Raw genomic sequence first — 25,479 nt, forward strand, 5'->3', positions numbered from 1 at the left:
TGTTTTGCCCGACGGGTCAAATTCTATTCGGTATCGCCGAAATCTAAAATCCTGAGCGATTTCTACTTTGCATGGGGTTGTTTTCGCGAATTTTTGTTTGGGCGCGGCCCGCCGCTACGCCGCGTCGACATCCTCGGGCGCCGGGCCCGCCACGAGCCCGTCGAGACTGACCATCAAGTCCGGCGGAATGCGTGCGGCGCGCCCGTGACGGGTGATGAGGCAAGCAATGACCGAACCGATGAAATGCCCGAACTGCCAGTCCGAGCATGCCTACCAGGATCGCGATCTCTGGGTCTGTCCGGAGTGCGCCCATGAATGGAGCGCCACGGGCGATGCGGCCCCGCAGACCGCGCAGGAGGCCGGCGTGCGCGATGCGCATGGCAATGTGCTGACCGATGGCGACAGCGTCATCGTGATGAAGGACCTCAAGGTCAAGGGATCCTCATCGGTCGTCAAGGGCGGCACCAAGGTCAGAAACATCCGTCTGCAAGAGGCGACCGACGGACACAACATCGCCTGCAAGATCGACGGCATCGGCGCGATGAATTTGAAATCGGAGTTCGTGAAGAAAGCATAGCGGCACGCCTGGCCCGGATGGCGCGCAAGCGTCATCCGGGACCGCTCGATTTATTCTCCGACCAGCGCGTCATACCCCTTCGCGCTGAACGCCAGCAGACAGAACCCGTGCCCGAACGGATCGGCGAGCATGGCGATCCGCCCATAGGGCGCATCGCGCGCGGGCGCCTCGAGGATCGCACCGGCACCAAGTGCGCGCGCGACTGCGGCGTCGACATCGTCAACGACCACGTCGATATGCAGCGGCGTCCAGTGCCGCTCGTAGCGGCGGCGGTCGCTGCCCGCGCCGAGTGTGCCGGCCGGCTTGGTCAGCAGATACACCGGCGCCGGCCAGCCGAGCAGCTCGACGAAATCGGCGCCGAAGTGGCGGCCGACCGTCAGGCCGAAGGCGGCAGTGTAGAATGTCGTCGCCAGCGCGACGTCGGGGACGTCGATGTTGAGGAGGAAGGACATGGCGGCCAGCGTAGCCCGCATTGTGCTTTGTGCAATCCGGGATGGTGCCGCAGGGTGGATTGGCGAAGCCCAATCCACCGCCCCTGCAAGCTCACCGCTGCCGCTGCGCCAGATAAAACCCGCACAGCACCGTGACCAGGCCCGCCGCCTGCAGCATCGTCGGTGGCTCGCCGAGCAGCAGCCAGCCGACCAGGAGCGTCAGCGCCGGCACGCAGGCCGGGAACATTGCGGCGCGGGCGACGCCGAGGCGCTGGACCGAGACGGCGAACAGATAAAGCGCGGCGGGGCCGGCGAGCACGCCCTGCGCCAACGCCTGGATGGCATTCTCAGTTACGCCGATCGCCGCGACATGGGCGAGACCGACGGTCAAAAGATAGATCGGCAAGAGCAGCAGCGACAGCACGTTGATGACGAGCGCGGCCGACACTGCGGAGACGCGCCAGTGACGCAGCAGCGCGCCGAAACCGGCGAACATGAATCCGGTGAGCACGAAGATCAGATCGCCCTGCACGCCATCGGCCCCGATATGGCCGATCGATTCCGCGCCGATCACGCAGAGGCCGCCGACGATGACGATAGCGCCGGCCAGGCGCGAGGCGGAGATGTGCTCCTTCAGCACGATTGCGGCGAGCAGCAGGCCGCCGAGCGTCGCGCAGGAGGGCTGGATCACGCTGCCATGGCCGAGCGGCACGAACAGGAATCCGGTGTAGGAGATCAGCGACATCACGGGGCCGCCGAGCACCATCAGCACCAGGCCCCTGCCCCAGCCGATGCCGCAGAGATCGCCGATGCCGGCGCGCAGCACCAGCGGCAGGAACGCGATGCCCGACCAGACATAGCGATGCACGAGCAAATCGACCGGCGTGAAGCCGACTTTGAGGCCGTGCCGCGTTCCGGCAAAGCCCAGCGCCCAGAACAGCGCCGCGGACAGGCCGCAGACGACGCCGAGAAGTGCCGGCTCCGCATCGTTCTTCCGAATGAGAGCGTCAGCGCCGCTCGTTCGCTGATCCATCGGCAAGCCTTATGTCAGCGCGTGAGCCGCCTCAACCCATCCGGTTGCAGGTCTGTCACGCGGCGAAGCCCGCAAGATTGCTACGACACTCGTTTTGAACGACGGTACACAACCGGCGCGTGACGGCGATTGGCCGCAACTTTCATAACCCGCGCACGGCAGCGCCAGATCACGGCTCGCTTCGCCAAAGAAAAGACCGCGCTCCTGAAACAGAACGCGGTCCGCACAGGCTCGGAAGACGAGCCTGCTTCATGTTGTCTTCAGGCAAATTCAGATCAGCGGGCGGTGCCCGTCGTGACGTCCGCAGTCTTGACCTTGCGCGGCGTCAGCACGCGAGCCTGGTGGACCGAAGCGACCGTGGCCGGCACGGTTGCCTGCTGCTCGACATGCGCAGCACCGAGCACGCGCACCTGCAGGGCGGAGACCGGAAAACCGTTGGCCTCATAGGTCGGCAGCTCGGCGGCAAAAGCCGCGGTGCTGCCCGCGATCGTCAGGATGGCGGCGGCGATCGACAGAGTTTTCGTGTTCATTGGTGATGCTCCTGAGTGGAAGATTCGGAGCACATTTAAGCGCGTTTTGCTGCGTTGCGACATACTTTGTTGCATTGCAACAGCGCGCCCGCCGCATAGCAATATATTTAATGCACACAGGAGCTTGGTCGAGGCCCCGGCGGGCGCGACATGACACTTTTATGGGCGGCGATCAGCCGCCGAGCACATTGCCCCAGCCGTCGAAGACATAGGCCTTCCAGACTACGGTTCCATCCTCGCGCGGCCGGCTGGCCCGCCGGTAATCGTCAGCCTCCTCGGTGGTCCAGGTGATGATCGCGTCGGAGAGCCGATCATGCAGGATGGCCGGCTCGGTGGGGTCGAAGGCGTCCATGGGACGAAGCGAGGAATGGGTCATGTCGACCAACGCGCCGGCCGCGGCAAGGTTGCCTGTCGAAAGAGCGATGGCCAGCCTCCCTCCGTCATCGCGCACCACGCGGCTTATTTCAACGCGGTCGCCAGCGATTGCAGCTTTGCGACCAGATTGGTGCCGAGCGCGTAGATGATTTCGATGATCGCCAGCGCGATCCCGGCTGCGATCAGGCCGTATTCGATTGCGGTCGCGCCGGATTCATCGACAGCAAATTCGGCCAACAGACATTTCAATCTCAATTTCACAACTCGCATCCTTCCCAGCTCTACCGCACGTTGTCGGCAAGGGCGAGATACCGAATCACAATCCAAGATTGAGTAAATTCAGTTATCTCAATTTGACGACAATGTATGATGCCTTTGCAGCCCTTCTCAGGCTGTACCGCCCTAGAACCCCAGGGAACCCGCGTTGCACCTCGGCAACACCTATCGAAAAAGCCCTCATTGAGCGATTTGCGCCATTGCGCCGCCACACCGTCCCCCGAACAATTCACGCATTGCGTGCCTGGCTGTGCAAGATTGGTTCGAACAGAACCGTTTGGAGGCAGGGATCATGAACGATCGGCGGTCTCTTCTGGTGGCGATCTCATGCCCCTCGGCCGTTCTTGCCGGCTGGCTGGCGCTCTCGCTGTCCGCCTACGCTCCGGCCCTCATCGAGAACAGCGGCGCCAATGCGGCTGCGGTGTCCCGCGCGAAAGATCTTGGCCGGCTCGACCTCGCCGACGTCCCGCACATTGGGACCATCGAGGACGGCGTCGCCCTGACCGCAGATATCGCGGCGGCCACTGTCGCTGCGACACCGAATGCGGCCGCCGAGGCAGCACCCGAGATGCCCGCCCCCGCCGTCAAGCTCGCCTCGGCCGATCCGGCGTTGATATTGCCGACGGAACCCCCGCCTGCGGTTTCGCCGGAGCCTGCTCCTGTCAGCAGCGAGGCTGCCCCCGCGCCAGAGTCCGTGATAAAACTCGCATCGGCCGATCCCACCGACACCGTGACGACAGACGCGCTGTCGCCCGCGGCGATCGCGACCGGCCCTGCGCCCGCCGCGAGCAAGGCGTCGCCACCTGCCGACACCGTCGCCGTGCTCGACGAGTGCTTCGTCATGGATGCTTGCATCGATCGCTATCTGTGGACGCTCTATCAGCGCACCGCGAAGGAAGACTCGATCAAGGTCGAGGAGCGCCGCCCTGTCGCCGTCAAGCGCAAGGGCAAGACGGTCACGGTAATGCGCAGCTTCACTAAATTGGTCGACGAGGACTTTGGCTGGAAAGATCCGAAGGCGGCCGAGCACGCCGGCATGCCGATGATGGACTACGTGATCGGCGGAATGGACCGCAGCTTCAAGCGGAAGTTGTTTCGCATGCTGCTCGCCGCAGAAGCCGCCGGCCTCTCACCGGGCATCACCAGCGCATTCCGCGACGACTATCGCCAGTCGATCGCGAGCGGCCTGAAGGCCGCCTCCAATCGCTCCTATCATGGCGGCAGCACGCGCGGCGGCTACGGCCATGGCATGGCGGCCGATATCGTCAGCACCAAGGGCGACAACCGCGCGCAGCGCTGGGTCTCGACCGAAATCCTGTGGAAATGGGTCGATGCCAACGGCAGGGCGCTCGGCATCGGCCGGCCCTATCTCGGCCGCGATCCGCCGCATGTCGGCCCGATCGACGGCCAGGAATACATCTCGAAGCGTGGCATGGCGGATCGCAAGGAAGCCGCCAACGTCAAGCCGAAGAAGATGCGGGCTGTGGCCAGCGCCAAGCCAGCAAAGGCGCAGGCCGCGCGCGAGCAGAAGGTCCCGGCAAAGCCGCACAAATCGGCGCAATCGGCCGCCAAGCGCGCCACCTGAGCCGTTACGCGCTGTGCCCCGGCAGCGGCACGAGGCGCATCTCCGCTGACCCGGCTTCCTGCGTGCGCACCAGCACCGCAAAGACGGTCTCGACCGCGAGCCGCACGGCCGCCTCCATTGCCTTGCCCTTGGCCAGATGCGCCGCGATCAGGCCGGTAAGGAGATCGCCGGTGCCATAGGGGCGGATCGGCAATCGCGGCGTCGCAAAGCGCGACAACTGCCCGTCCGCGCACAGGATCGTCTCCATCTGCCCTTCCGGCGTGTCAGTAAGCGTGCAGCCGGTCGCGACGACATCGATGCCCGCAAGCGCTGTACAGGCCACGCGCAGGCCTTGCGCGTCCGCAATTCTGGTGCCCGACAGCAGCTCGAGCTCGAACCGGTTGGGCGTGGTCAGGTGCGCGGCCGGCAGCAGACGGTGCCGGACCACGTCCAGGATGCCGTCGGCCACATAGACGCGGCCGTCATCGCCGATCACGGGATCGCAGAAATAGACCAGTTTTGAATTGCGCTTCAGCGCCCGCTCGACGAAATCGGCGATGACCGCCGCATTGCCGGGCGAGCCGAGATAGCCGGTGACCAGCACCGCGGCCTCGTCGACAAGGTCGCGCTCCTCGACGCCTCTCAGGAGATCGGCGACGAGCTCGGTCTCCAGCACCCGTCCGCGCAACGTCGGATAGCGCGGATGGTTCGACAGCAGCGTCGTCGGCACCGCCGCGACGTTCACGCCCTCCGCCTGCATGGCGTAGGCCGCCACGCTGTTGCCGACATGGCCGTGGACCACCTGGCTTTGAATGGAGATGACGAGCATGAAAGAGGTCCGTAGGGTCAAATGCGAGGTGACGCAAGAGTAGCCTCATACTCAAGCCCCGGCCGCAGCGCCTGCATCTTCCGCGCCGGCCGCCGGTGCCCCGTCTCCTCCGACCGCGCCAATCGATCCGCGACCGCGACATGATCCGGATCGCTTTTGTGCTGGTTGAGCTTGGCCTGTCCCTCAACGGTGTCGACCACGAGATCGACGACGCGGATCGCAGCTAACATGCTCTCGCGCTTGCCCGACTCCATCTGCGCGAGGTCCCAGGGCTGTTTCGGCAACCGCGCCTCGGACACCGCAAGCAGCGCATCGCCATGACCGCGGTTCGCGTCAAACCCGCGCAGATGCGCTACGCCCGACAGGTGCACGGCCTCATAGAGCCAGGTCGAGACGTTGTCCCGCGAAGAATACCAGTCGTTGGAGATGTAGGCATCGTCGCCGGCAACGATCAGCAGGAAGCGCCGCGTGCCGTCTGCGAGCGGCACGAGCGGATTTTTGGCAGTGAAATGGATCTGCACAATGGCGCTCCCGTCGCGATGGTCCAGCACGAACGGCACATGCGAGGTGCGTGGCCCGCGATCATCCGTCGCCACAATCACGCCAAAGCCGCGCCGGCCTGCAAATTCCAGCGCGCGCTGCTCCTCGATGCGAAACTGAGGTCGAAGGATATGCATGGCGCAGCGCTCGATGGCTGGAGTGTGGGACGCGGCGAGCGAAGGCTAACCCATGGTCCGGCAACATCTGAAGAATAATCGGCCCAAGACGATGGCGAGAGCGAGCGGCGCTCTCGGTCGCGATCCGGGTCATCCCCCTGAGCATCGCCTATGCGATCTGGGGCGGCGTCGGCATCATCCTGACCGCGACCGTCTCGTTCGTGCTGTTCCGGCAGATGCTGGATGCCGCCGCCTTCGTCGGCATTGCGCTGATTGTATCAGGGGTCGTTGGTCATCAACCTGTTCTCGCAGACAGCGGTGCATTGATCGGCACCACCCGCTTCGCCCGCGCCGGGCAGGCGCTATTGGCCCTGAACCGGCCGGGGCTGCCGCGGCTTACGCGGAGCGGGCTTCGCCGCAGCACGCGGGACGCTATCGACCGACTCCAGATAAGCAGCGAGCGCCTTGGCCGAGTCGGAGCTGGTGGCGTAGTGGTCTTTCAAGAACCACGTCAGCGTCAGGCTGAAGCGACCCTTCGCAAGGCCGCGCGGGCTGCGATGGCAGGTCGAGCAGCCATCGGCGAAGAGCTTCGCGGCCGGTTTGCCGGCGTCGAGATTTTGCGCGAATGCGAACGTCGTCGTCAGCACGGCAACGACGGAAACAATCACCGAAGACGCGATCAGATCGCGTCCCGGTCGAAAGAGCGATGTCAATGTGGTCCCCAAGCCCGTCGCGCGGTCACGCCGCCAATAGCTGATCGAATTCGGGCGGAGTATAGGCCTTCCCGTCCGGATCGGTGATGACGACCTGCCACCCCTCGCTCGCCCATACTTTTGCCTTCGCTACGATGAGCAACCGACTCTCGCGGGCAAAACTGCACTTCTCATTGTCGCGTTCTGCGATCATCTTATAGGCCAATGCGCATCCTCTTGCGTTGCCCGGCACCTGCTCCTCTCGTGGCAGCGGGCTTTGGCGGCAATTCGCCGGGAGCGTGGCAATTTGGTGCCTTCCACGGCAGGATTGTGCTTTGGTTCCGACCAAACGACGGAGATTGATCGTGCGCCGCATCATGAATGCGATTCTGCTTGTCGCGAGCTGGCTTGGCGTGGCGCTGCTTGCTGCCACGGCACCCGCGCGAGCGCAAACCTACGATCCGCACTATCCTGTCTGCATCGAAATCTACAGCATCGACGGCAGCAACATCGATTGCAGTTTCACGTCGATTGCGCAGTGCGCCGCGACTGCTTCCGGGCAGTCCGCCCAGTGCTACGCCAACCCTTATGCCATGCAGAGCCGGCCACCGGGGCCGGGTCCATCGCCGCCGCGACGGAACCGTTAGGGATCGCGGTCCGCTCAGTGGACACGGATGATATGGGGGCGGCCGAGATCGATCAGCCCCTGCACCGCCGAGAGACGGTCGTCCAGGGCTGCGATGGTGAGCAGCAGATTGTTGCGGCGTTCGTCGAGCAAGCCTATCTCGGCGCTGGTGAGCTTTGTGCTCGTCCGCTCCTTGTGAATCCCATCAAGGGATTTGCGCAGTCCGGCGATCAGGCCGGTCAGCTGTCTGGCCTCCTTGGTCATCGACCGCTTAGCGACATTTTGGCGGCGCGTCTCCGCCTGGCTCTGTCTCATCGTCATCCTCCCGTGCCCCGCTGCCCCGAGTGGATGCTTACAGCTTTGAGTAGACATATTACGATCGATGAAATCTGCCCGCGAAGAACTTTCTTAAATTGTACGTGCAGGGAACCTGACCCGAACCAAACAGAAAGCCCGGCGCGAGGGCCGGGCTTTCGTTAGCAAATTTAGTGCTTCTGGTGGCCGCCGCCGGGACCACCGGCCGGCGCACCGCCGCCGCGTGGCGCAGCATTGATATGCGGAGCACCACCGCCGCCGCCGTGCGGCATCGCAGGCGCAGCCGCGCGCGGCGTCGGCATCTGGGCATGAGCATTCATCGGCGAGCCGTGGCTCAAATTAGGCCGGGCCACATGCGGCATCGCAGGCCGGCCCGCGGGCGCGGCCGATACACGTGGCGCCTCGTGTGCGCGAGCCATCGGCTGCGCACGCACCGCGGCGCGGCTTCCCGCCTGCTCGTGCATGATGCGGGCCTGTGCATCGCGCGGATTGCGGCTCTGCACGTTGGTCCGCTCATGCGCGATGCGCTCGCCTGGCCCAGCGCGAGTCCGGTCGGTCGCAACCGCAGCATCGCGCTTGGCGATGGCAGCGTCGTGCCGTGCCGTGGCGGCATCACGGCCGGAGACCGCGGCAGCGCCCCTGGTGTTCGCGCCGTTGCGTCCGAGTGCGGCCGCCGCATCGCGCGTCGCCGCACGACCGATGCGGGCCGCGCGCGGATCGATCGTCATCCGCGTCGCGAAGCGCTGGTGCGACGTCCAGTAATTATTCCAGTAGGCGTGCCGCCGATACCAGGGCCGCCCCTCATAGTGGTTCGACCAGTACGAGCTCAGCACGAAGGGGACGACAGGCACGTCGATCTCGTCGACATAATCGGGGAGATAGACGTAGTGATTGCGGTAGAGATATTCGAGATATTGCGACGACACCCAGCCACGGTCATCGGAGAAGCTCACGTCGCACCAGGCATTGCCGCGCAGGCAACCATGGATGTTGACGCGGGCGCCCTCGGGGATGCGATCGACCAGGGGAAAGCCCGAACCCGGCCCGGCGCGCAGGCCGGTCGAGACAGTGACGAGGCCCGGTGCGGCCAGTGCGGCCGTCGGGGCGAGCAGTAATGCGGCAACCAAAACGCTTCTGAGTCTCATGACGTATTCCTCCTCTCAAGGCGGAACGCGCAAGCGGAATGGGCGTTCCGCGCACGATGGTCTCATCCGTCGAAAGATCGAGACGCATGCGCCGCGCGGTTCAATATTCATTCGCCGTTCATCGGCGCAGCGTGCAAGAGGGCTGTTCGACCGTCAGTTCGCCTGCAGCATGAACCCGTCGAAGTACGCAGCGAGTGCAGAAAAATCGTCGATCGGCAGCACCTGCGCGACATATTGGTCGGGACGCACCACAACGATGCAGCCAGCCTTCAAATCAATACCGCGCATGGCGAATACGTCCTGGCCGCTCTTGAGGTCCGGACAGAACATCTTCTCGTAGTCGATCAAGCCGTACCGCCCCTTGCGCGGCAGCAGCAGCGCCGGCATGGCCTCCAGCGCGAGTGCGCGATGATCCTGCTGGAAGACTGCACGCAGGTCGATCACGCGGTCGATGTCGGCTCCAACAGGCGTATAGCGCCGGACCGGCGATTCCCGGGCCTCAGTGAGAAAGTTACACAGCGCACGGATAGCCGAGCCCGCGGCTGCGGGATCATCTGAGGGCGAAAATGCGTAGATGCGGAAACGGCCATCGGCCTGCGCGGCATGGCCGAGATGCACCGGCTTGGCGTCCGCAAGCCGAATGACCGGTGCGGAATGGAAGCGCGTGCCGATGACGAGGCCTTGCGCGAGGTGCTGATGGGACGATGCACCGGTGAGGACCGATGGCCGGTAGTGCGTCGCCGTGCCCGCGGTGTAGCGCCCGTGCCTGACGAAATAGTCCTGCGTCCTGGCGGCATCGGCGCCGCCGGTCTTGGCGGCGGAGGCGAGAATTCCGGCCCACTCGCGGTCGAAATCGATCAGCTCCTTCGCCACCGCCTGGCGCTCGGCCGAATAGGAATGCAAAAGGCCCGGTGCACACTGCCTCCGGAGGACGGCGGCGAGCTTCCAGCCGAGATTGAAAGCGTCCTGCATCGAGACGTTCATGCCCTGCCCCGCCTTCGGGCTGTGGGTATGGCAGGCATCGCCGGCGATGAAGATGCGCGGCAAGCGCGAGGCGATCTCGGCCTCCGGCACGTCGTCGAACTTGTCAGTCAGGCGCTGGCCGATCTCGTAGACCGACCACCAGGCGATTTCCTTCACCTCGAGCGTGTGCGGCTTGAGGATCCGCTGCGCCTTGGCGATCACGTCATCGGCGGTGATGTTGCGGCTCACGACGCGCTCGCCGATTTCGAGCTTGGCGAGTTCGACATAGAGGCGGACCATATAGCCGCCTTCGCGGGGAATGATCAGCAGGCTGCCGTCCCTGGCCGACTGGATCAGGGCCTTGAAGCGGATGTCTGGAAAATCGGTCACCGCCAGCACGTCCATCACGCCCCAGGCATGATTGGCGGAATCGCCATGCAGCTCGCGGCCGATCGATTTGCGCACCATGCTGCGCGCGCCGTCGCAGCCGACGACATAACGCGCCCTGATGGTCTCGACCTTGCCCTCGCTTCCGGCATCGACGCGTTCGAGGCGTACGGTTACCGCGTGATCGGCGGGACCTGCGGCCGGATCGAGCTCGAGATCAAGCAGGCGGCGGCTGTAATAAGGCGCGAGCTTGGCCGGCGATCTGCGCATGATGTCGAGAAAGCCGTCATGGATACGCGCCTGATTGAGGATGACGTGCGGAAATTCCGACAGCCCGTCCTCGACGTCCTGCACCCGGCCGCTGCGGACGATCTTCTCCGGCGTCCGCTCGTTCGGCTTCCAGAACGTCGTCTCGTTGACCCAATAGGCCTCCTTCAGCACGCGCTCGCTGAAGCCATAGGCGTGGAACATCTCCATGGTGCGGCAGGCGATGCCGTCGGCCTGCCCGACCAGCAGGCGGTCCGGCTTCTGCTCGACGATGCAGGTCTTGATGTCAGGAAACTGCGCAAGCTGCGCGGCGAGCGTCAAGCCCGCGGGGCCACAGCCGACAATGAGGACATCGACTTCTTCGGGCACAGCGCCCGCTGCCCCGGAGGGCTGAACGCGCTCGGCGGGATCTGCGATTTCGGAATCGCCCGGCTGAAATCCATTCAGATGGAATTGCATGAGCCTCTCTCCCGTCAACGTTCTGCTTGGATATTGATCAGTATGCTGACTATCAGTATACCTGTCAACGATCCGCGCCTTCCCGACCCAAAATGGAGACTTCGGTGAAAGACAACAACGACATGCCCGGGCATCTGGCGCGCCGGTTTCAGCAGATCGCGGTCGCCGTGTTCCTGGGCGAGGTCGCAGACGCCGGCTTCGATCTCACGCCGGTGCAATATGCGGCGCTCGCGACCATCAAGGCCAATCCGGGGCTCGACCAGGTGACGCTGGCAGGATTGATCGCCTACGACCGCACCACCATCACCGGCGTGATCGATCGCCTCGTGCAAAAAGGGCTTGCGGAGCGCCGCGCCTCCAGCCGCGACCGCCGCGCGCGCGAACTCGAGATCACCGAGGAAGGCCGGCGCACGCTGCGCAAGATCACGCCAGCGGTGGAGTCTGCCCAGCGCGTCATGCTGCGCGGTCTCAGCGCGAAGGAAGGCGAGGAGCTGATGCGGCTCTTGCGCAAGGCGATCGCCGCCGGAAACGAGCTCAGCCGCGCACCGCTGCGCGGGGTGCAGGCATAGACCTATTTCTATCCGTAATTGTCGCAATGCCGCGAAACCAGGAACTAACCTTCGGCCGTTATGGTCGGCAACATTCGGCGCTTAACGCGCGATTAACTTTGCCGTCGGGAGTTTCGGATGTTCAGGTTCTTCATGACGGCGGTGGCCATCGCGCTTTCGGCCGGCCCTGCGCTCGCGAACGGCCATGGGGGCGGCGATGCCCCGCCTCCGCCGAAACCCGAGGCGACGACCTCACCGGCGAAAGTGATCCTGACCAAGCAGGGTCCAACGCTCGTCGACCTCAAGGGCATGACGCTCTACTATTACGAGCGCGACACCACCGGCAAGACGTCGAACTGCAACGGCAAATGCGTCGAGAGCTGGGTGCCGCTATCCGCAACAGCCGACGCCAAGGCCATCGGCGACTTCACCGTGATCAGCCGCAACGACGGCAGCAAGATGTGGGCATACCGCTATCGCCCGCTTTACACCTCGCCGGCCGACAAGGCACCAGGCGAGGCCAACGGCAATGCCACGACGCTGCAATGGCGCATTGCCCGGCCTGAGAATTAGGGCGCGACCTTACCCGCGCCATCTCGTGCCTGCCTCGACTTGCGCGTTCTGTCCGGGCGGCAACACCACGACCATCGAATTCAGCTTCACCCGGTCGAACAGATCGATCACGTCCTCGTTGCGCATGCGGATGCAGCCGGATGAGATCGCCTGCCCGATATATTCCGGCTGGTTGGTGCCGTGGATGCGGTAGAGCGTGTCCTTGTTGCCGACATAGAGATAGATGCCCCGCGCGCCCAGCGGATTGGCGGGGCCACCGGCGACGCGCGCTGGATAGGGTCCGAGTCGTGCCTGGATGTCCGCTGTCGGAACCCAGTCAGGCCATTCCGCCAGACGGCCGACACGCGCGACGCCGGAGAAGGCCATAGCTTCCTCGCCGACCGCGACGCCGTAGCGGATCGCCTTGCCCTCGGGCAGCACGAAATAAAGGTAGCGCGCATCGGTGTCGACCAGGATCGTGCCCGGCTGCTCCTTGCGCGGATAATCGACGATATGGCGGAGATATTGCTCGGGCACCTTCGCCTGCGCGTAAGGCACATGCGCAAGCAACTGCCGGTCGCGCGGCGTCATGCTCGCATCCGTCGATGGCGAAAGTGTTGTCTGCATGCAGCCGGCGAGCGGAAGCAAGGCAACGACGAACAAGGCGAGTAGAGATTTTGGCACCGCCGGCCCCCCCGATAGCGGATAGTAGCGCCCCCAGCATAACCAGATGCTGCCTAAATCGTGCTGAAAACAAGGCAAAACGGAACACGTGCACGTGTTTGGCGATACGGGTTCCATCACCACAAACGGCGGAAGACCGTCGCACAGTCTCCATCCCGTCGCCTTGCTTTGGTCAAACCCGGCTGGACTCGTGCGTGCTCGGGCTCGGCTCATGGGATTTGGGATGGGTTCACCTCAACAGATCGGCTCGCGCCAATGCGGACGACCAGGACTTCAAAACCAATACTTCAAAGGAGCTGCGATGCTCGCGACGCTGAACTCCAGGCAAATCGTCGAAGAGATCGTGAAGGACACGGTCAAGGACAACGATCCGCACGACGCCGTGCAGATTTCGCCCGACACGGTGCTGGCTTCGCGCCCCATCAGCGTTGCGCCCGCCTTCGCGCCTGAGATCGCGACCCGTCCGGAGCCCAAAATAAATCCGAAGTTCGCGCCGCAGCCCACGATTAATCTGGAGCCGAGGTTCAGTCCTGTCTCGGAGCGGCAGGCGGCAGCGCCCTCGGTCGACACTGCCGTGCGCGTCGCGGCCAGCGATGGTCACAACCGGCAGAAGCGATCCTCCGCCGGCAAATGGCTACGCGGCGCATTCGTTACCATATTGTTCGCGGGCGGAAGCGCGGCCGCCACCGTCGCCTGGGAGAAACATGGCGACACGGCCAAGCAGATGCTCGCCGAATGGACGCCTGCATTGTCATCATGGACACCTGCATTGTCATCGCTGCTGCCTTCGACATCGCAGACGGCGCCGGTCGCCGCCGCGCAGGCCGCGCCTCCCGCGGAGCAAGCTGCAGCGGATGAAACGATCGACCAATCTGCGAGCCCGCCTGCGGTTCAGGTTGCGGCAGCCGCGCCTGCCGCAACACAGCCCGATGCAGCGCAGTCGGTCGAATCGATGACGCGCGATCTTGCAGCGATGGCGCAGCAGATCGAAGCACTCAAGGCCAGCATCGCCGAGTTGAAGACCGGGCAGGAGCAGATGGCACGCGAGATGGCGAAACCGCCCGCGCCAAAGCCGGTGGCTGAGGCCAAGCCGGTCGATCCGCGCGCGCGCGCGTCCACGCTCCCGCCGCGGCCTCCGGCGCCGCCGGTTCGCAAGCCGAAGCCGGTCGTGTCGCAAACCTACATGCCGGCATATTCGCCCGCGCCGCTCGCACCTTCGCAGGCTGCCGCGGGCGCGCCGCCGCCAGCACCGCTCGCCACGACGCAAGCCGTTGCCGATGATGACGGACCTGTCGTGCGTCCGCCGATGCCGCTGCGCTAGACCAAGCGCCAACGCAGCGTCGCTGTCGGTACGTCGCACAAGCTGTCCGACTCGACGTGACGCGTTGAGTCCGGGCGACTACGGAGACCGATGACCGTCTTCCGTCAGGAGAAAAGGCCGTCGGGATTTATGCCGGCGGCCTTCTCGTGCAGCTGCCGGTTCCCGGAGCCCGGTTCTGCTGCAATTCCATGCCTCATGATCGCGCTGACATATTTAATAAAATGTTAACGGGCTCAGATGCTGCACATCATTTCTGCGCCATAAGCACAGAGATTGCGCGGCCGGTGCATTCGATAAAGATCGACTCAGTGGTACCATCTGTCATGTGTTGAAGACTTCCGTTGAAGACTTGTAGCCAAGACTTTCAGGACTTGGGTCGTCACACCGGGGAATTCAGATGCCTTACTACTCCTTCGATCTGGTGGTTGGTGAAGAGTTCAAGAACCAGGGCGGAATCATCCTCGAAGACATCGAGGTCGCTTCCGATCGCGCCGATCAATTGGCCACCGAACTGTCGCAAGTGAAGCCGGAGCTGCAACGGAAGGGTTGCGCGGTGCGCGTCACCGATCGCGATCACAACGAGGTCTATCGTACGCCGCTCGACCCCGTGCCGGCCTGGCGACGCTAGCTATTCGTCCAGCACCGGCGGCTCGAACCAGTTCGTCAGCGACAATCCGCCGTCGACGACGAAGGCTGCGCCGGTGACGTAGCCTGAGAGCCTGTTCGACAATACTGTCAGCGCCATCGGCGCGAGGTCCTTGGCCTCGCCGAGACGTCCGAGCGGGATGTGCCGCGCCAGCGAGGCGTCCGCGACGAACCCGCCGGCCGCGATCGCGCCGGGCACCAGCGCGTTGACGCGGATGTCGTGACGCCCGAACGTCTTCGCGAGTTCCTTCACCAGCATCGCCATTCCCGCCTTCGCCGTCGAATAATGCGGCAGGTTGCGCGGTGTGCCCGCATGCAGCGAGGTGAGAAACAGGAACGAGCCGGGCCGTTTCGCCGCGATCAGCCGTTCTGCCAGCCCGCGCGCCAGATGAAATCCGGCATCGAGATTGACGGCATGCATCTCCTGCCATGTCCTGCGATCGACCGCGAGCGCATGATCGGACTCCCGCCGCGGCGGCGATGCGCTGTGGACGAAATACGTCACCCCACCGAGCACGGCCTGTGCGGCGCTCAGCAGCGCATCGCAAGCGTCTGACCTGGCGAGATCGCCGACCCACCGCACCGCCAATTCAGGCTTGCTGCTCGCGCCGGTCGCCGCACTCACCCGTTCCGCGCTCACATCGGCGAACATGGTCCGGACGCCCTCGCCGACCAGCGCCTGCGCGATTGCGCGGCCGATGCCATTGCCTGCGCCGGTGACGAGCGCCGTGTCGCGTGCGGGGTCGAATGGCGTGCTGAACAGGCTCATGTCGCTCTCCGGGGCCGGGGACGGCCACGATAGCGCACCGCACCGGGAAGCAACAAATACGTCCCGTCGCCATTGCGGAGCGGCCCGCCGGACGCTAGCCTTCAAAAAAACGGAGGAGATACCAAGGATGCGCACCGGTTTCCTGATGGCGGGTCTGCTGCTGTTCGCCGCGCCGGCCCAAGCGGCGGACCATCCACGCTCGACCTATGTGACGATGGTCTTGCAGGCCTTCGCCGCCAGGGTCGAATGCCCGAATACCGATCTCGCCTATCAGGACCTCGTGCAGAAGGCGCAGCAGATGCAGCTGCCGGACGGCACCACGGAGAAGGTGCGCAAGGCAATCGCCTGGATGCACACCGGCGGCAAGATGGGCGAAAAGCAGGACGACGATTTGATGGCCGAGGTCGCGGTCGCGACGCAGGCAACCGACATGGACCAGCGCCGTCTTGGCATGCCCGGCTGGTGCGAGGCCCAGAAAACCAATCTCGCCGGCCTGATCCGCAGCAAGGGCGGCTAGGCGCTCTTTCGCGGCGTTAAGCACGCCGCGGCAGAACCGAAGCTGCGGCTAACAATCGTCACAATCCTCGACACCATGCCGCCTCTCCGAATGCGAACAGGAGAGCCCTCATGCGGAGTATCCATTTCGTTTTCGCCGGCGCACTTGCGGCCGTCACGGTGCTGACCGCGCCCGCCCTGGCGAAGAATTCAGATGCCCAGAAAAGCGAGGAAAAATCCGCCTCGTCATCCTGTAGTGCCTATCAGCAGACGCCCGACGGCGCGTGGGAACCGCTCCCCTGCAAAGCGACAGGCGAACGCCCACAGCCGCAGACCCAGAATCCCACTTCGAATCGCACTTCGCAGCAGGGCGCCGACAGCGGGGAGCGTTGAGCGCGCCCGCGCTTACCGGCTGTCAGCTATGGGCCGGCCCGCGCATGATCTTCATGGCATCGGCAATGTGACGCCACTCCCTGGCCTCATCGGCCTCACCGCGGCCCTCGCAGGCCTGGGCCTGCTCGGCGGCCTTCGCGATCGCAGCAAAGCCGTGCTGTTCGAGCATCTGCCGCGCAACGGTATGGACCTGGACCTCGGACATCATGGGCGCTCTCCCGTCTGACCAAACCACGGTGCATCGCTCGGCTGTCCCGCGGTCGCCAACAACGATTTCGCAGCAGCTCCTGTTCCGGCAGCAGCCGATCACATCGGCAGGCCCGGGAACCTGAACGGGCGCCCAAGCAAGACCCAAGCAAGACAAAGGCGGTCCGCTATGCCCAGCGGACCGCCTATTCACCCACCCCAAATTGGAAGTCTTCGGCCGCGTCCCCTACGCGACCGCCACGCGCTTGCGCTCGAGATCGTTGGGCACCTCGATATCGACCTCCAGGGTCGACACTTCGACGCCGCGCTCGAGCCGGACGATGACCTTGGTCGGATCCAGCGTGACGTGCCTGGAGACGACGGCGAGAATTTCCTCACGCAGCACGCCGAGCAAGTCGGGCTGGCCGCGCAGTCCGCGTTCATGCGCGAGCAGGATCTGCAACCGTTCGCGTGCGACGGGTGCAGAGGCCTTGTTGCCGCGGAGAAGCCGAAGCAGACCCATGCTCATGCAGCCCTCCGTCGCAGCAGACGATCCATGAAGCCCTTGCGCTCGGTCGGCACCTGCATCGGCACGGTGTCGCCGCACAGCCGCCGTGCCGCGTCGATATAGGCCCGCGCAGGCGCACCGTCCGCGTTCGACAGCGTTACCGGCGTGCCGACATTGGAGGCCTTCAACACGTCCTGGCTCTCGGGAATGATCCCGAGCAAGGGCGTTGCGAGGATTTCCAGGATGTCGTCGATGGTCAGCATCTCGCCGCGCGCGGCGCGCGAGGGATCGTAGCGGGTAATGAGGATGTGCTTCTCGACGCGCTCGCCCTTCTCGGCCCGCACCGTCTTGGAATCGAGCATGCCGATAATGCGGTCGGAATCGCGCACCGAGGAGACTTCGGGATTGGTGACGATCACGGCCTCATCCGCAAAGCGCATCGCCATCGAGGCGCCGCGCTCGATACCAGCCGGGCTGTCGCAGATCACCCAGTCGAAGCGAGCGCGCAAATCGTCGATGACCTTGCCCACGCCCTCCTCCGTCAGCGCGTCCTTGTCGCGGGTTTGCGAGGCCGGCAGCAGCCAGAGGTTTTCGAGCCGCTTGTCGCGGATCAGCGCCTGCGGCAGTTTGGCCACGCCCTGCACCACGTTGATGAGGTCAAACACGACCCGGCGCTCGGCGCCCATCACGAGGTCGAGGTTGCGCAAGCCGACGTCGAAGTCGACGACGACGACCTTGTCGCCGCGTTGCGCGAGCGCGGCGCCCAGCGCGGCGGTCGTCGTCGTCTTGCCGACGCCCCCCTTACCTGATGTCACGACCAGTACTTTACTCATCTGAAGTATCTCCTTTGCTGGTCAGTCCAGTGCCGTAATTCGCATGGTGTTGCCCTGCAGCCAGGCCTGGGCAGGCCGGCCGCGCAAGGCGTCGTCGATGTCGTCGGCGGTCTGATAAAACCCATCGATTGCAAGCAGTTCGGCCTCGATCTTCTGGCAATAGATGCGCGCGCTCGTGTGCCCGTTCACGCCCGCCATGGCCCGGCCGCGCAAGGCGCCGTAGATGTGGATGGAGCCGCCGGCGACGACTTCTGCGCCGGAGCCGACCGAGCCGAGAATGGTGACGTCACCTTCCGGGAAGATCACGGTCTGGCCCGAGCGCACGGGGTTTTCGAGCAGGAGCGACGTCGGCTTGCTCTGGGCCTTCACTTCAGCCTTCTTGGGCGCGCTCGGCTCGACCACGCAACTGCGCCCGCCCGAGAGCAGCGGCGGCATGGACGGCGTCAGCCGGCCCTCCTCTACCCCCTCGATCCCGAGCACGCGGATGTTACGGTCCTGAAGGCTGGTGAGCAGATGGCCGATGCCGGATTGGCTGAGATCGACCGAGGACAGATCGATCACCACGGGCCGGCCGGCGAAGAAGCCCGGCGAGCGCGCGATCGTGGTGTCGATCTCCAGCAGCCAGTCCTGGATCGGAACCGTCGGTACGAACACGAAGGCCACATAGGAGCGCCCGCGCAGGCGCACCATTTGGCGTTGAGGTTTTGCTGCAGCCTGCATAGCGGCCGACTCGTTCCCTTTATTGAATGGTTAACGATGCGGCGGATATGGTTAACGGTCGGTTAATTTCTCTGTGAGGTTACGTGGATTGGCGCTGGGCGGCGGGGATGGGGTCCTGGCTCGCGCCGGGGCAACATTCGGACAATATGGCGCGCAACCAGCCCCGACATTGTCATTGCGAGCGCAGCGAAGCGATCCAGAATCTTTCCGCGGAGGGACTCCGGATTGCTTCGCTGCGCTCGCATTGACGGAGTATGGGGCGACAGCGCCCCCTACTTCTTCACCTTGCTCGCATCCATTTTGATGGCGGGGTCGAGCATCTTGGTCGTGAACGCGGTCGTCACGTCGAACGGCTTCTCCATGCCGAGATAGGTCTGGACCAGCTCGTAGTCCTTCTTCATCCGCTCGCCCTCGATCCAGCCGAGCGACTTGGTCGTCGTGAATTCGTCGGTCATCAAATATTTGATGCGCTCCCACTGGCGTTCCTGGTTCGCCTTGTCGAGACCGGAGACCTGGTCGAGCAGCGCCTTCAGGCATGGTGCAGCGTCGGCAACGCAAGTCGCAAAAGCCTTCTGCGAGATGCGCACGAACTCTTCGACGAGTTTCGGATTCTTCTGGAGATAAGCGCCGTTGACGATCAGCGAATTGCCGTAGGGATTGAGCCCGATGTCCTTCCAGTTGACGAAGCCGAGATCGGGTCCGAACTCGATCACCTTCAGATCGTGCTCGTTGTAGAAATCGCTGATGATGTCGACGGTGTGGCTCTTCAGCGCCGCAATCTTCGCAGTCGGCCCGATATTGACGAAGCTGACGGCATCAGGCGCGATGCCTGCTGCCTTCGCAAACGCCGGCCACATCACGCGCGAGGCGTCGCCCGGCGGATTGCCGATCTTGTGGCTCGGAAAATCCTTGACGCCGTTCACGCCGTAGCTTTTGAGCCAGTAGAAGGTCTGGCCGGTGTTGGCATAGATGCTCATCAGCGCGACGTCGTCGGCGCCTTTGCTCTTCGCCACCAGCATGGTGGCGAGATCGGCGATGCCGAAGGGCGAGCCGCCGGAGCCGACCTTGGCGGCGGAGACGCCGGAGCCCTTGCCGACCTCGATGGTCAGGTCGATGCCGGCCTTCTCGTACCAGCCTTGCGCCTTGGCGTAATAGAACGGCGAATGGTCGGCCGTCGGTGTCCAGTTCAGGATCAGATTGACCGCCTCGCCTGCGGTCGCCGGCAAACCGAGCATCAGGGTCAAAGCCAGTGCCGAGCCCGCCGCCTGCAAACGCTTCATCGCATCTCTCCTCGTTGCCGCGACCCGGCTTGTCGCTCTCCCCATGTGAGGATACCAATGCAACAAGCCCGCCTTCAACTTGTCAACTGTTTGGTTGGAAATGCCCGCAAAACGTTCAGGCGACACCGTGCCGCAGCGGCGCGACCCTGCCGCCACCCGCAAGAAGCTGCTCACCGCGGCGCGCCTGGAGTTCGCCCGCCACGGTTTTGCGGGCGCCCGCGTCGACGAAATTGTCGAGCGCGCGGGTGTCAACAAGCAGCTCGTCTACCACTATTTCGGCGACAAGGACGCGCTCTATCTCGCTGTCCTCGAATGGGTTTACGCCGACATCCGCGAGCAGGAGCGCCAGCTCAACCTCGAAGGCCTGCCGCCCGAAAAGGCGATCCGGAAGCTAATCGAAGCCTCGTTCGATTACCTCGCCACGAATCCTGATTTCATCGTGCTCCTGAACGACGAGAACCGCGGCGGTGCGCGCCACGTCCGCGGCTCGACCCGGCTCGAGGCCATGCACTCGCCGCTGGTCCGGAGCGTATCCCACATCTTGCACGAGGGCGTCCGCGCCGGCGTGTTCCGCAAGGGGATCGACCCGATCCAGCTTTATATCTCGATCGCCGGCCTCAGCTATTTCTATCTCTCCAACACACCGACGCTGTCGGCGATCTTCGGCAAGGACCTGTCGAGCCGGGCCGCGCGGCGCGCCCGCCGCAGGCACGTCGCCGATCTGGTGCTTCAATCACTCCGGCTGTAATCAACCAACTGGTTGAAACTTCCCCGGAGGCCGGTTAGGCTGACGCGAGCGGCAGGGTGGCCGCAGCAACAGGGAGCAATCGGTGGCAGGAGACGCGGCCCGCACCTCGCGCAGCTTTGCGGTCATCCTGATCGTGCACCTCGCCGTGCTCGTGCTGTGGCAGGTGGCGGTGGATGCCTTCCACGTGCCGAAATTCATCCTGCCCTCCCCGCTCGCGACGGTGCAGACGCTGGGCACCCCGAGCTACGCCTGGGGTGCCAACACCCTGGTCACCGCAATCGAGATCCTCGGCGGCTTTGCGCTCGGGGCATTCGTCGGCGTTGCCCTCGCGGTGATCTTCAGCTGGGCGCCGCTGATCAGCCTGGTGCTGCTACCGCTGTTCGTGACGCTGAACATGATCCCGAAAGTCGCGCTCGGTCCGCTCCTCATCGTCTGGTTCTCCTACGGCATCGTGCCGAACATCTTGATCGCCTTCAGCATCTGCTTCTTCCCGATCCTGCTGACCACCGCGCGCGGCTTGCGCGAAGTCGAGCCGGATCTGCTCGATCTCGTCAAATCGCTGCGCGGTTCGCGCTGGGCGCTGTTCCGCAAGATCCAGCTGCCGGGATCGCTGCCTTACGTTTTCTCCGGCATGAAGGTCGGCGCGATCCTTGCGGTCGCCGGTGCCATCGTCGGCGAGTTCATCGCCTCCGAGCGTGGGCTCGGCTATCTCATGATCCAGGTGCAGTCCTCGCTCGACACGCCCGCCATGGTCATGGCCGTCGTGCTGCTGACGCTGCTTGGAGTCGCACTCTATGGTCTGGTCCTCGTCCTCGAACGCATGTTCGTGGTCGGCGACGCCAGACAGACTTGAAAACGACAGGCTTAAGACCAAGGATCAAACCCATGCTCCTCACCCGCCAGACGCTGCCGAAGACCATTCCGGATATCGCTGCACTTGACGATCTCCTGTGCCGGCCAAGCCAGGCACTGATCGACGACCTCAACAGGGTCGAGGGCGACATCATGATCCTCGGTGTCGCCGGCAAGATGGGACCGACGCTGGCGGGTCTCGCCAAAGCGGCCGTGCCCGATCGCCGCGTCATCGGCGTCGCGCGGTTCAGTGACGCAAACGTGAAGGACTGGCTGCACGCCCGCGGCGTCGAAACGATCAATTGCGACCTGATGGATGAGACCGCGATTCAGGCGCTGCCGAAGGCGCCCAACATCGTCTTCATGGCCGGCCGCAAGTTCGGCGCCGAGGGCGATCTGTCGCTGACCTGGGCGATGAACGCGCATGTGCCGGCCCTCGTCGCGCAGGCCTTCCCGTCGTCGCGCACCGTGGCTTTCTCGACCGGCTGCATCTATCCCTTCGTGCCCGTCGACGGCAAAGGCTCGAGTGAGGACATGGCGCCGAACCCGCCGGGCGAATACGCCCAATCCTGCGTCGGCCGCGAGCGCATGTTCGAGTATTTTTCGCGCAAGTTCTCGACGCCGGGCCGCCTGTTCCGGCTCAACTACGCGATCGACATGCGCTATGGCGTGCTGCACGACGTCGCGACAAAAGTGCTCACGGGCACGCCGATCGACGTCAGCCTCGGCCATGTCAATTTCATCTGGCAGGGCGATGCGTCCTCGCAGGCGCTGCGTTGCCTCGCGCATTGCACGGCGCCGACTTCGCCGATCAATGTCAGCGGCCACGAGATCCTCGCGGCGCGCGATCTCGCGGCAAAATTCGGCGCCCGCTTCGGCCGCACGCCGGTGCTGACAGGCAAGGAAGAGCCGACGGCATGGCTGACCGACACGTCGAAAGCGGTCGAGCTGTTCGGCCCGCCGGTGGTCGATACCGAGCAGTTGATCGCCTGGACCGCGGACTGGGTGTCCCGCGCCATGCCAAGCCTCGGCAAGCCCACCAAATACGAGGTACGCGATGGACGCTACTGACGGTCCTTCCGTTATCAAGCTCGGCGTCGAGCATGCGCCAGCCGGGCTCGTGCTATCGACGGAAGCGCACTGGAACCAGACCGAGGACGACTGGCGCGTCTTCCTGCACGAGGGGGTCGTGTTCGGCATACGCGACGGCGCGCGACTGGTCGCCACGGCCGCTTTGCTGCCTTACCCCGGCAACAACGCCTGGATCAGCATGGTGCTGGTGACGGCAACGCACCGCCGCCGCGGCCTTGCTACGTGCCTCGTCGACGCCTGCCTGGAAACGGCGCGAAAGAACGGCCTGACGAGCTGGCTCGACGCCACGCCCGACGGCGCCGCCGTCTACGGGCCGCTCGGATTCACGCCGACGCTGCAATTGCGTCGGCTGAGGCTGGTGAAATCCGCTCAACTGGCCACGCAGCCACCTTCGTCAGCGACGCTCGAGGCGCTTCGCGCGCGGGACCGCCGCGTCACCGGTTTCGACCGGAGCGCCGTCCTCTCAGCCTTCGCTCAGCGCTCGGGCTCGCGTATCGTCTCTGCCAACGGCGCCATCGCGCTGGTGCGGGAGGGCCGAACCGCGCGCCATATCGGCCCGTTGTTTGCCGATCACGCCGCGGCCGCGCTGAACCTGGCCAATGCGATCGCGCAATCGCAAGACCATCCGCTTCTGCTCGACGCCGTCGCGTCGCAGGGCGCGTTCCTTGAAGGATTGACCGCGTCGGGCTGGACCATTGAACGGCCGTTCCAGCGCATGCGGTTCGGCCCCGCCACCGCCGCGGGCGCGGACATGCCATTCGCCGTCGCCGGCCCTGAATTCGGATAGGACAATATGCACCACAGCCAGATCAACAGCGATATCCGCAAGCTGATCGCGGGCGGCACCGTGCTGCCGGCGCATCCCCTCGCGCTCACCGCCGAGCGCCAGCTCGACGAGACGCATCAGCGCGCACTGACACGCTACTACATCGATGCGGGCTCAGGCGGCCTTGCCGTCGGCGTGCACACCACGCAGTTCGCCATCCGCGACGTCGGCCTTTATCGGCCGGTGCTGGAGCTCGCCGCCGAGACCGCAGCGAATTGGACCAAGCGTCCGCTGGCGATGGTCGCGGGGCTCGCCGGCCCGACCCAGCAGGCGACCGCAGAAGCCCGCACCGCGCGCGATATCGGCTACCACGCCGGCCTGCTCAGCCTCGCCGCGATGAAGAACGCCTCCGAGGACGAAATCATTGCGCATTGCACGGCGGTCGCCGCTGAAATCCCGCTGGTCGGCTTCTATCTCCAGCCGGCCGTGGGCGGTGTCGTCCTGTCGAGCCGGTTCTGGCAGCGTTTTGCGTCGATCGACAATGTCATTGCTATCAAGATCGCGCCGTTCAACCGCTACAGAACTCTCGATGTGCTGCGCGGCGTCGCGGCAGCCGGCGCGCTCGACCGCGTCGCGCTTTACACCGGCAATGACGATCACATCCTGCTCGATCTGGTGCTGCCGTTCGACCTGCGCGACAACGGCATCACCACGCGCACCTATTTCAAAGGCGGCCTGCTCGGCCACTGGTCGGTCTGGACGGCGAGCGCGATCAAGCAGTTCGAGCGCTGCAAGGCGGCGCGGCACAAAGATGCCGTGCCGGCCGATCTGCTCGCCCTCGATGCCCGCGTCACCGACTGCAACAGCGCCTTCTTCGATGTCGCCAACAATTTTCACGGCTGCATCGCCGGTTGCCACGAAGTGCTGCGGCGTCAGGGCCTGATGCAGGGCCTGTGGTGCCTTGACCCGAACGAGGGCCTCAGCCCCGGGCAGAAGGAAGAGATCGACCGCGTCTATCGCGAGCACGCCGACCTCAGCGACGATGCTTTCGTCGCCGCCAACCTGAACAAATGGCTGGCATGAGCGCCGAACCCTTCATCAGCCTGCAAGGCGTCCGAAAGATCTATCGCAGCGGCGGCGCCGAGTTCTTGGCGGTGTCCGACGTCACCGTGGACGTGCAGGAGGGTGAGCTCGTCTCGCTGGTCGGCCCCTCCGGCTGCGGCAAGACCACGGTGATGAAGATCCTGGCCGGCCTGCACGGCGCCGATGGCGGCATGGTGAAGATCGGAAACGCCAAAAGCCCGTTCGATCCGACCCGCGACGTCGGCATGGTATTCCAACAGGCGCTACTGCTGAAATGGCGGACGATCCTGGACAACGTGCTGCTACCGGCCGAGATCGTCGGCCTGCCGATCAAGGCCGCACGCGAGCGGGCGCGCGATCTGCTCAACCTGGTCGGGCTTGCCGGCTACGAGCAGAAATACCCGCAGCAGCTCTCCGGCGGCATGCAGCAGCGCACCGCGATCGCGCGCGCCTTCATTCACGATCCCAAGCTGGTCCTCATGGACGAGCCGTTCGGCGCGCTGGATGCGCTGACGCGCGAGCAGATGAATCTGGAGATGCTGCGGATCTGGCGCGAGAGCGGCAAAACCATCGTCTTCGTCACGCATTCGATCCAGGAAGCCGTGTTCCTGTCCTCGCACTGCGCCGTGCTGACGGCGGGCCCCGCGAAGATGGCCGACTATTTCCCGATCGACCTGCCCTTCCCGCGCGACCTTCCGCTCAAGACGACCGACGCGTTCGGTGCCTATGCGCGGCGCATCTATGAGAAGCTGGGTCTCAGCCAGTAGCCCGGATGGAGCGCAGAGACTGGGCAAGATTCTTATAGCGAAGGAAGGTACGATTCGGCATGACGAATCGTACCTTCAAGACCGGTGTCAGCCGGGATCAGCCGAGCTTTCTG

The 25,479-nt window shown here is 64.6% G+C and carries 34 protein-coding genes and 1 pseudogene; 16 read left to right on the plus strand and 19 right to left on the minus strand.

The genetic code is table 11. The annotated features are described in order from the left end of the window. Positions 1-226: 226 nt before the first annotated feature. Entirely contained in the window at positions 227-577 is a 351-nt protein-coding gene (locus tag IVA80_RS28835) for a zinc ribbon domain-containing protein YjdM (protein WP_247437947.1), read from the plus strand. Between the two features lie 50 nt (positions 578-627). Here the strand turns inward: IVA80_RS28835 and IVA80_RS28840 are convergent, their stop codons facing one another. From IVA80_RS28840 to IVA80_RS28860, 5 genes are all read right to left on the minus strand, one after another. Then, the gene (locus IVA80_RS28840) at positions 628-1,029 is read right to left on the minus strand and encodes a VOC family protein (RefSeq protein WP_247437948.1); all 402 of its coding nucleotides are present in this window, start codon (positions 1,027-1,029) and stop codon (positions 628-630) included. A 91-nt stretch (positions 1,030-1,120) separates the two neighbouring features. Continuing rightward, on the minus strand, positions 1,121-2,041 hold the full coding sequence (locus IVA80_RS28845) for a DMT family transporter (RefSeq protein WP_247437950.1): 921 nt from the start codon (positions 2,039-2,041) through the stop codon (positions 1,121-1,123). A gap of 275 nt (positions 2,042-2,316) precedes the next feature. Continuing rightward, on the minus strand, positions 2,317-2,571 hold the full coding sequence (locus IVA80_RS28850; RefSeq protein ID WP_247437952.1) for a hypothetical protein: 255 nt from the start codon (positions 2,569-2,571) through the stop codon (positions 2,317-2,319). Positions 2,572-2,743: 172 nt separating this feature from the next. After that, positions 2,744-3,025, minus strand: coding sequence for a hypothetical protein (locus IVA80_RS28855; protein ID WP_247437954.1), 282 nt, complete (start codon positions 3,023-3,025; stop codon positions 2,744-2,746). 5 nt (positions 3,026-3,030) lie between these two features. After that, positions 3,031-3,195, minus strand: coding sequence for a Flp family type IVb pilin (locus IVA80_RS28860; RefSeq protein ID WP_247438008.1), 165 nt, complete (start codon positions 3,193-3,195; stop codon positions 3,031-3,033). 319 nt (positions 3,196-3,514) lie between these two features. Here IVA80_RS28860 and IVA80_RS28865 point away from each other — a divergent pair, with 319 nt between their 5' ends. Further along, complete coding sequence (locus IVA80_RS28865; RefSeq protein WP_247437956.1) at positions 3,515-4,807, plus strand: hypothetical protein; 1,293 nt, start codon at positions 3,515-3,517, stop codon at positions 4,805-4,807. A gap of 4 nt (positions 4,808-4,811) precedes the next feature. Here IVA80_RS28865 and pdxY read toward each other — a convergent pair whose 3' ends face one another. Together pdxY and IVA80_RS28875 are read right to left on the minus strand one after the other, a co-directional pair. Further along, the gene (gene pdxY, locus IVA80_RS28870) at positions 4,812-5,615 is read right to left on the minus strand and encodes a pyridoxal kinase (RefSeq protein WP_247437958.1); all 804 of its coding nucleotides are present in this window, start codon (positions 5,613-5,615) and stop codon (positions 4,812-4,814) included. 17 nt (positions 5,616-5,632) lie between these two features. Beyond that, complete coding sequence (locus tag IVA80_RS28875; protein WP_247437960.1) at positions 5,633-6,292, minus strand: FMN-binding negative transcriptional regulator; 660 nt, start codon at positions 6,290-6,292, stop codon at positions 5,633-5,635. 107 nt (positions 6,293-6,399) lie between these two features. On the opposite strand from IVA80_RS28875, the pseudogene IVA80_RS28880 reads away from it, so the two are divergent. Continuing rightward, a pseudogene (locus IVA80_RS28880) lies at positions 6,400-6,598 on the plus strand (SMR family transporter); the annotation flags it as partial. Between the two features lie 35 nt (positions 6,599-6,633). Here IVA80_RS28880 and IVA80_RS28885 read toward each other — a convergent pair. Next, positions 6,634-6,984, minus strand: coding sequence for a hypothetical protein (locus tag IVA80_RS28885; protein WP_247437964.1), 351 nt, complete (start codon positions 6,982-6,984; stop codon positions 6,634-6,636). A 25-nt stretch (positions 6,985-7,009) separates the two neighbouring features. Further along, entirely contained in the window at positions 7,010-7,216 is a 207-nt protein-coding gene (locus IVA80_RS28890; RefSeq protein ID WP_346348031.1) for a hypothetical protein, read from the minus strand. Between the two features lie 112 nt (positions 7,217-7,328). Here IVA80_RS28890 and IVA80_RS28895 point away from each other — a divergent pair, with 112 nt between their 5' ends. Beyond that, a complete protein-coding gene (locus IVA80_RS28895; protein WP_247437967.1) occupies positions 7,329-7,610 on the plus strand; it encodes a DUF3551 domain-containing protein in 282 nt (93 codons plus the stop codon). Between the two features lie 14 nt (positions 7,611-7,624). On the opposite strand, the gene IVA80_RS28900 is transcribed toward IVA80_RS28895, so the two are convergent. From IVA80_RS28900 to IVA80_RS28910, 3 genes are all read right to left on the minus strand, one after another. Beyond that, the gene (locus IVA80_RS28900; protein WP_346348030.1) at positions 7,625-7,903 is read right to left on the minus strand and encodes a hypothetical protein; all 279 of its coding nucleotides are present in this window, start codon (positions 7,901-7,903) and stop codon (positions 7,625-7,627) included. A gap of 170 nt (positions 7,904-8,073) precedes the next feature. Beyond that, on the minus strand, positions 8,074-9,048 hold the full coding sequence (locus tag IVA80_RS28905) for an SH3 domain-containing protein (protein ID WP_247437969.1): 975 nt from the start codon (positions 9,046-9,048) through the stop codon (positions 8,074-8,076). A 153-nt stretch (positions 9,049-9,201) separates the two neighbouring features. Further along, positions 9,202-11,124, minus strand: coding sequence for an FAD-binding monooxygenase (locus IVA80_RS28910; RefSeq protein ID WP_247437970.1), 1,923 nt, complete (start codon positions 11,122-11,124; stop codon positions 9,202-9,204). A gap of 104 nt (positions 11,125-11,228) precedes the next feature. Between IVA80_RS28910 and IVA80_RS28915 the strand changes: the two genes are divergently transcribed. Continuing rightward, positions 11,229-11,693 carry a MarR family winged helix-turn-helix transcriptional regulator gene (locus IVA80_RS28915; protein ID WP_247437971.1) on the plus strand — a complete coding sequence of 155 codons (465 nt, stop codon included), beginning with the start codon at positions 11,229-11,231 and terminating at the stop codon, positions 11,691-11,693. Between the two features lie 117 nt (positions 11,694-11,810). Further along, on the plus strand, positions 11,811-12,245 hold the full coding sequence (locus IVA80_RS28920) for a hypothetical protein (protein ID WP_247437972.1): 435 nt from the start codon (positions 11,811-11,813) through the stop codon (positions 12,243-12,245). 9 nt (positions 12,246-12,254) lie between these two features. Here the strand turns inward: IVA80_RS28920 and IVA80_RS28925 are convergent, their stop codons facing one another. Then, the gene (locus IVA80_RS28925; protein ID WP_247438010.1) at positions 12,255-12,851 is read right to left on the minus strand and encodes a L,D-transpeptidase; all 597 of its coding nucleotides are present in this window, start codon (positions 12,849-12,851) and stop codon (positions 12,255-12,257) included. A 358-nt stretch (positions 12,852-13,209) separates the two neighbouring features. Here IVA80_RS28925 and IVA80_RS28930 point away from each other — a divergent pair, with 358 nt between their 5' ends. Continuing rightward, the gene (locus IVA80_RS28930) at positions 13,210-14,229 is read left to right on the plus strand and encodes a hypothetical protein (RefSeq protein WP_247437973.1); all 1,020 of its coding nucleotides are present in this window, start codon (positions 13,210-13,212) and stop codon (positions 14,227-14,229) included. Positions 14,230-14,626: 397 nt separating this feature from the next. Then, a complete protein-coding gene (locus IVA80_RS28935) occupies positions 14,627-14,857 on the plus strand; it encodes a hypothetical protein (RefSeq protein ID WP_247437974.1) in 231 nt (76 codons plus the stop codon). Here IVA80_RS28935 and IVA80_RS28940 read toward each other — a convergent pair whose 3' ends face one another. Next, entirely contained in the window at positions 14,858-15,643 is a 786-nt protein-coding gene (locus tag IVA80_RS28940; protein WP_247437975.1) for an SDR family oxidoreductase, read from the minus strand. A gap of 127 nt (positions 15,644-15,770) precedes the next feature. On the opposite strand from IVA80_RS28940, the gene IVA80_RS28945 reads away from it, so the two are divergent. Continuing rightward, complete coding sequence (locus IVA80_RS28945) at positions 15,771-16,160, plus strand: hypothetical protein (RefSeq protein ID WP_247437976.1); 390 nt, start codon at positions 15,771-15,773, stop codon at positions 16,158-16,160. 110 nt (positions 16,161-16,270) lie between these two features. Further along, positions 16,271-16,531 carry a hypothetical protein gene (locus IVA80_RS28950; protein WP_247437977.1) on the plus strand — a complete coding sequence of 87 codons (261 nt, stop codon included), beginning with the start codon at positions 16,271-16,273 and terminating at the stop codon, positions 16,529-16,531. Between the two features lie 22 nt (positions 16,532-16,553). Here the strand turns inward: IVA80_RS28950 and IVA80_RS28955 are convergent, their stop codons facing one another. The 5 genes from IVA80_RS28955 to IVA80_RS28975 all read right to left on the minus strand — a co-directional run bounded on the left by IVA80_RS28955 (position 16,554) and on the right by IVA80_RS28975 (position 20,058). Next, on the minus strand, positions 16,554-16,739 hold the full coding sequence (locus IVA80_RS28955) for a hypothetical protein (protein WP_092026124.1): 186 nt from the start codon (positions 16,737-16,739) through the stop codon (positions 16,554-16,556). 225 nt (positions 16,740-16,964) lie between these two features. Beyond that, the gene (minE, locus tag IVA80_RS28960; protein WP_247437979.1) at positions 16,965-17,246 is read right to left on the minus strand and encodes a cell division topological specificity factor MinE; all 282 of its coding nucleotides are present in this window, start codon (positions 17,244-17,246) and stop codon (positions 16,965-16,967) included. After that, positions 17,243-18,058: a septum site-determining protein MinD gene (gene minD / locus IVA80_RS28965; RefSeq protein WP_247437981.1), complete on the minus strand. Its 816-nt coding sequence runs from the start codon at positions 18,056-18,058 to the stop codon at positions 17,243-17,245. The genes minE and minD overlap by 4 nt, the downstream gene beginning before the upstream one ends. Before the next feature lie 21 nt (positions 18,059-18,079). Further along, positions 18,080-18,778, minus strand: a complete 699-nt coding sequence (gene minC / locus IVA80_RS28970; RefSeq protein WP_247437983.1) for a septum site-determining protein MinC — start codon at positions 18,776-18,778, stop codon at positions 18,080-18,082. A gap of 272 nt (positions 18,779-19,050) precedes the next feature. Beyond that, the gene (locus IVA80_RS28975) at positions 19,051-20,058 is read right to left on the minus strand and encodes an ABC transporter substrate-binding protein (RefSeq protein ID WP_247437984.1); all 1,008 of its coding nucleotides are present in this window, start codon (positions 20,056-20,058) and stop codon (positions 19,051-19,053) included. A 100-nt stretch (positions 20,059-20,158) separates the two neighbouring features. Between IVA80_RS28975 and IVA80_RS28980 the strand changes: the two genes are divergently transcribed. The 6 genes from IVA80_RS28980 to IVA80_RS29005 all read left to right on the plus strand — a co-directional run bounded on the left by IVA80_RS28980 (position 20,159) and on the right by IVA80_RS29005 (position 25,366). Beyond that, the gene (locus IVA80_RS28980) at positions 20,159-20,806 is read left to right on the plus strand and encodes a TetR/AcrR family transcriptional regulator (protein WP_247437986.1); all 648 of its coding nucleotides are present in this window, start codon (positions 20,159-20,161) and stop codon (positions 20,804-20,806) included. An 82-nt stretch (positions 20,807-20,888) separates the two neighbouring features. Then, a complete protein-coding gene (locus tag IVA80_RS28985; RefSeq protein ID WP_247437988.1) occupies positions 20,889-21,659 on the plus strand; it encodes an ABC transporter permease in 771 nt (256 codons plus the stop codon). Positions 21,660-21,691: 32 nt separating this feature from the next. Then, positions 21,692-22,729, plus strand: a complete 1,038-nt coding sequence (locus tag IVA80_RS28990) for an NAD-dependent epimerase/dehydratase family protein (RefSeq protein ID WP_247437990.1) — start codon at positions 21,692-21,694, stop codon at positions 22,727-22,729. Continuing rightward, positions 22,716-23,537, plus strand: coding sequence for a GNAT family N-acetyltransferase (locus IVA80_RS28995; protein WP_247437992.1), 822 nt, complete (start codon positions 22,716-22,718; stop codon positions 23,535-23,537). The genes IVA80_RS28990 and IVA80_RS28995 overlap by 14 nt, the downstream gene beginning before the upstream one ends. A gap of 6 nt (positions 23,538-23,543) precedes the next feature. Beyond that, entirely contained in the window at positions 23,544-24,599 is a 1,056-nt protein-coding gene (locus tag IVA80_RS29000; RefSeq protein WP_247437994.1) for a dihydrodipicolinate synthase family protein, read from the plus strand. After that, positions 24,587-25,366, plus strand: coding sequence for an ABC transporter ATP-binding protein (locus IVA80_RS29005; protein ID WP_247437996.1), 780 nt, complete (start codon positions 24,587-24,589; stop codon positions 25,364-25,366). Before IVA80_RS29000 ends, IVA80_RS29005 begins: the two co-directional genes overlap by 13 nt. Positions 25,367-25,479: the final 113 nt, after the last annotated feature.

It is taken from the genome of Bradyrhizobium sp. 139 (assembly GCF_023074175.1).
Classification (GTDB): domain Bacteria; phylum Pseudomonadota; class Alphaproteobacteria; order Rhizobiales; family Xanthobacteraceae; genus Bradyrhizobium.

Excerpts from the sequence above, each read along its gene's own strand:
- IVA80_RS28955 (WP_092026124.1), bottom strand. The coding sequence starts at position 16,739 with ATGATGTCCGAGGTCCAGGTCCATACCGTTGCGCGGCAGATGCTCGAA.
- IVA80_RS28905 (WP_247437969.1), bottom strand. The coding sequence starts at position 9,048 with ATGAGACTCAGAAGCGTTTTGGTTGCCGCATTACTGCTCGCCCCGACG.
- IVA80_RS28925 (WP_247438010.1), bottom strand. The coding sequence starts at position 12,851 with ATGCAGACAACACTTTCGCCATCGACGGATGCGAGCATGACGCCGCGC.
- IVA80_RS28950 (WP_247437977.1), top strand. The coding sequence starts at position 16,271 with ATGCGGAGTATCCATTTCGTTTTCGCCGGCGCACTTGCGGCCGTCACG.
- IVA80_RS28930 (WP_247437973.1), top strand. The coding sequence starts at position 13,210 with ATGCTCGCGACGCTGAACTCCAGGCAAATCGTCGAAGAGATCGTGAAG.
- IVA80_RS28840 (WP_247437948.1), bottom strand. The coding sequence starts at position 1,029 with ATGTCCTTCCTCCTCAACATCGACGTCCCCGACGTCGCGCTGGCGACG.
- IVA80_RS28980 (WP_247437986.1), top strand. The coding sequence starts at position 20,159 with ATGCCCGCAAAACGTTCAGGCGACACCGTGCCGCAGCGGCGCGACCCT.
- pdxY (WP_247437958.1), bottom strand. The coding sequence starts at position 5,615 with ATGCTCGTCATCTCCATTCAAAGCCAGGTGGTCCACGGCCATGTCGGC.
- IVA80_RS28995 (WP_247437992.1), top strand. The coding sequence starts at position 22,716 with ATGGACGCTACTGACGGTCCTTCCGTTATCAAGCTCGGCGTCGAGCAT.
- minE (WP_247437979.1), bottom strand. The coding sequence starts at position 17,246 with ATGAGCATGGGTCTGCTTCGGCTTCTCCGCGGCAACAAGGCCTCTGCA.
- IVA80_RS28910 (WP_247437970.1), bottom strand. The coding sequence starts at position 11,124 with ATGCAATTCCATCTGAATGGATTTCAGCCGGGCGATTCCGAAATCGCA.
- IVA80_RS28865 (WP_247437956.1), top strand. The coding sequence starts at position 3,515 with ATGAACGATCGGCGGTCTCTTCTGGTGGCGATCTCATGCCCCTCGGCC.
- minC (WP_247437983.1), bottom strand. The coding sequence starts at position 18,778 with ATGCAGGCTGCAGCAAAACCTCAACGCCAAATGGTGCGCCTGCGCGGG.
- IVA80_RS28875 (WP_247437960.1), bottom strand. The coding sequence starts at position 6,292 with ATGCATATCCTTCGACCTCAGTTTCGCATCGAGGAGCAGCGCGCGCTG.
- IVA80_RS28940 (WP_247437975.1), bottom strand. The coding sequence starts at position 15,643 with ATGAGCCTGTTCAGCACGCCATTCGACCCCGCACGCGACACGGCGCTC.
- IVA80_RS28850 (WP_247437952.1), bottom strand. The coding sequence starts at position 2,571 with ATGAACACGAAAACTCTGTCGATCGCCGCCGCCATCCTGACGATCGCG.
- IVA80_RS29000 (WP_247437994.1), top strand. The coding sequence starts at position 23,544 with ATGCACCACAGCCAGATCAACAGCGATATCCGCAAGCTGATCGCGGGC.
- minD (WP_247437981.1), bottom strand. The coding sequence starts at position 18,058 with ATGAGTAAAGTACTGGTCGTGACATCAGGTAAGGGGGGCGTCGGCAAG.
- IVA80_RS28920 (WP_247437972.1), top strand. The coding sequence starts at position 11,811 with ATGTTCAGGTTCTTCATGACGGCGGTGGCCATCGCGCTTTCGGCCGGC.
- IVA80_RS28945 (WP_247437976.1), top strand. The coding sequence starts at position 15,771 with ATGCGCACCGGTTTCCTGATGGCGGGTCTGCTGCTGTTCGCCGCGCCG.
- IVA80_RS29005 (WP_247437996.1), top strand. The coding sequence starts at position 24,587 with ATGGCTGGCATGAGCGCCGAACCCTTCATCAGCCTGCAAGGCGTCCGA.
- IVA80_RS28900 (WP_346348030.1), bottom strand. The coding sequence starts at position 7,903 with ATGAGACAGAGCCAGGCGGAGACGCGCCGCCAAAATGTCGCTAAGCGG.
- IVA80_RS28975 (WP_247437984.1), bottom strand. The coding sequence starts at position 20,058 with ATGAAGCGTTTGCAGGCGGCGGGCTCGGCACTGGCTTTGACCCTGATG.
- IVA80_RS28935 (WP_247437974.1), top strand. The coding sequence starts at position 14,627 with ATGCCTTACTACTCCTTCGATCTGGTGGTTGGTGAAGAGTTCAAGAAC.
- IVA80_RS28835 (WP_247437947.1), top strand. The coding sequence starts at position 227 with ATGACCGAACCGATGAAATGCCCGAACTGCCAGTCCGAGCATGCCTAC.
- IVA80_RS28845 (WP_247437950.1), bottom strand. The coding sequence starts at position 2,041 with ATGGATCAGCGAACGAGCGGCGCTGACGCTCTCATTCGGAAGAACGAT.
- IVA80_RS28990 (WP_247437990.1), top strand. The coding sequence starts at position 21,692 with ATGCTCCTCACCCGCCAGACGCTGCCGAAGACCATTCCGGATATCGCT.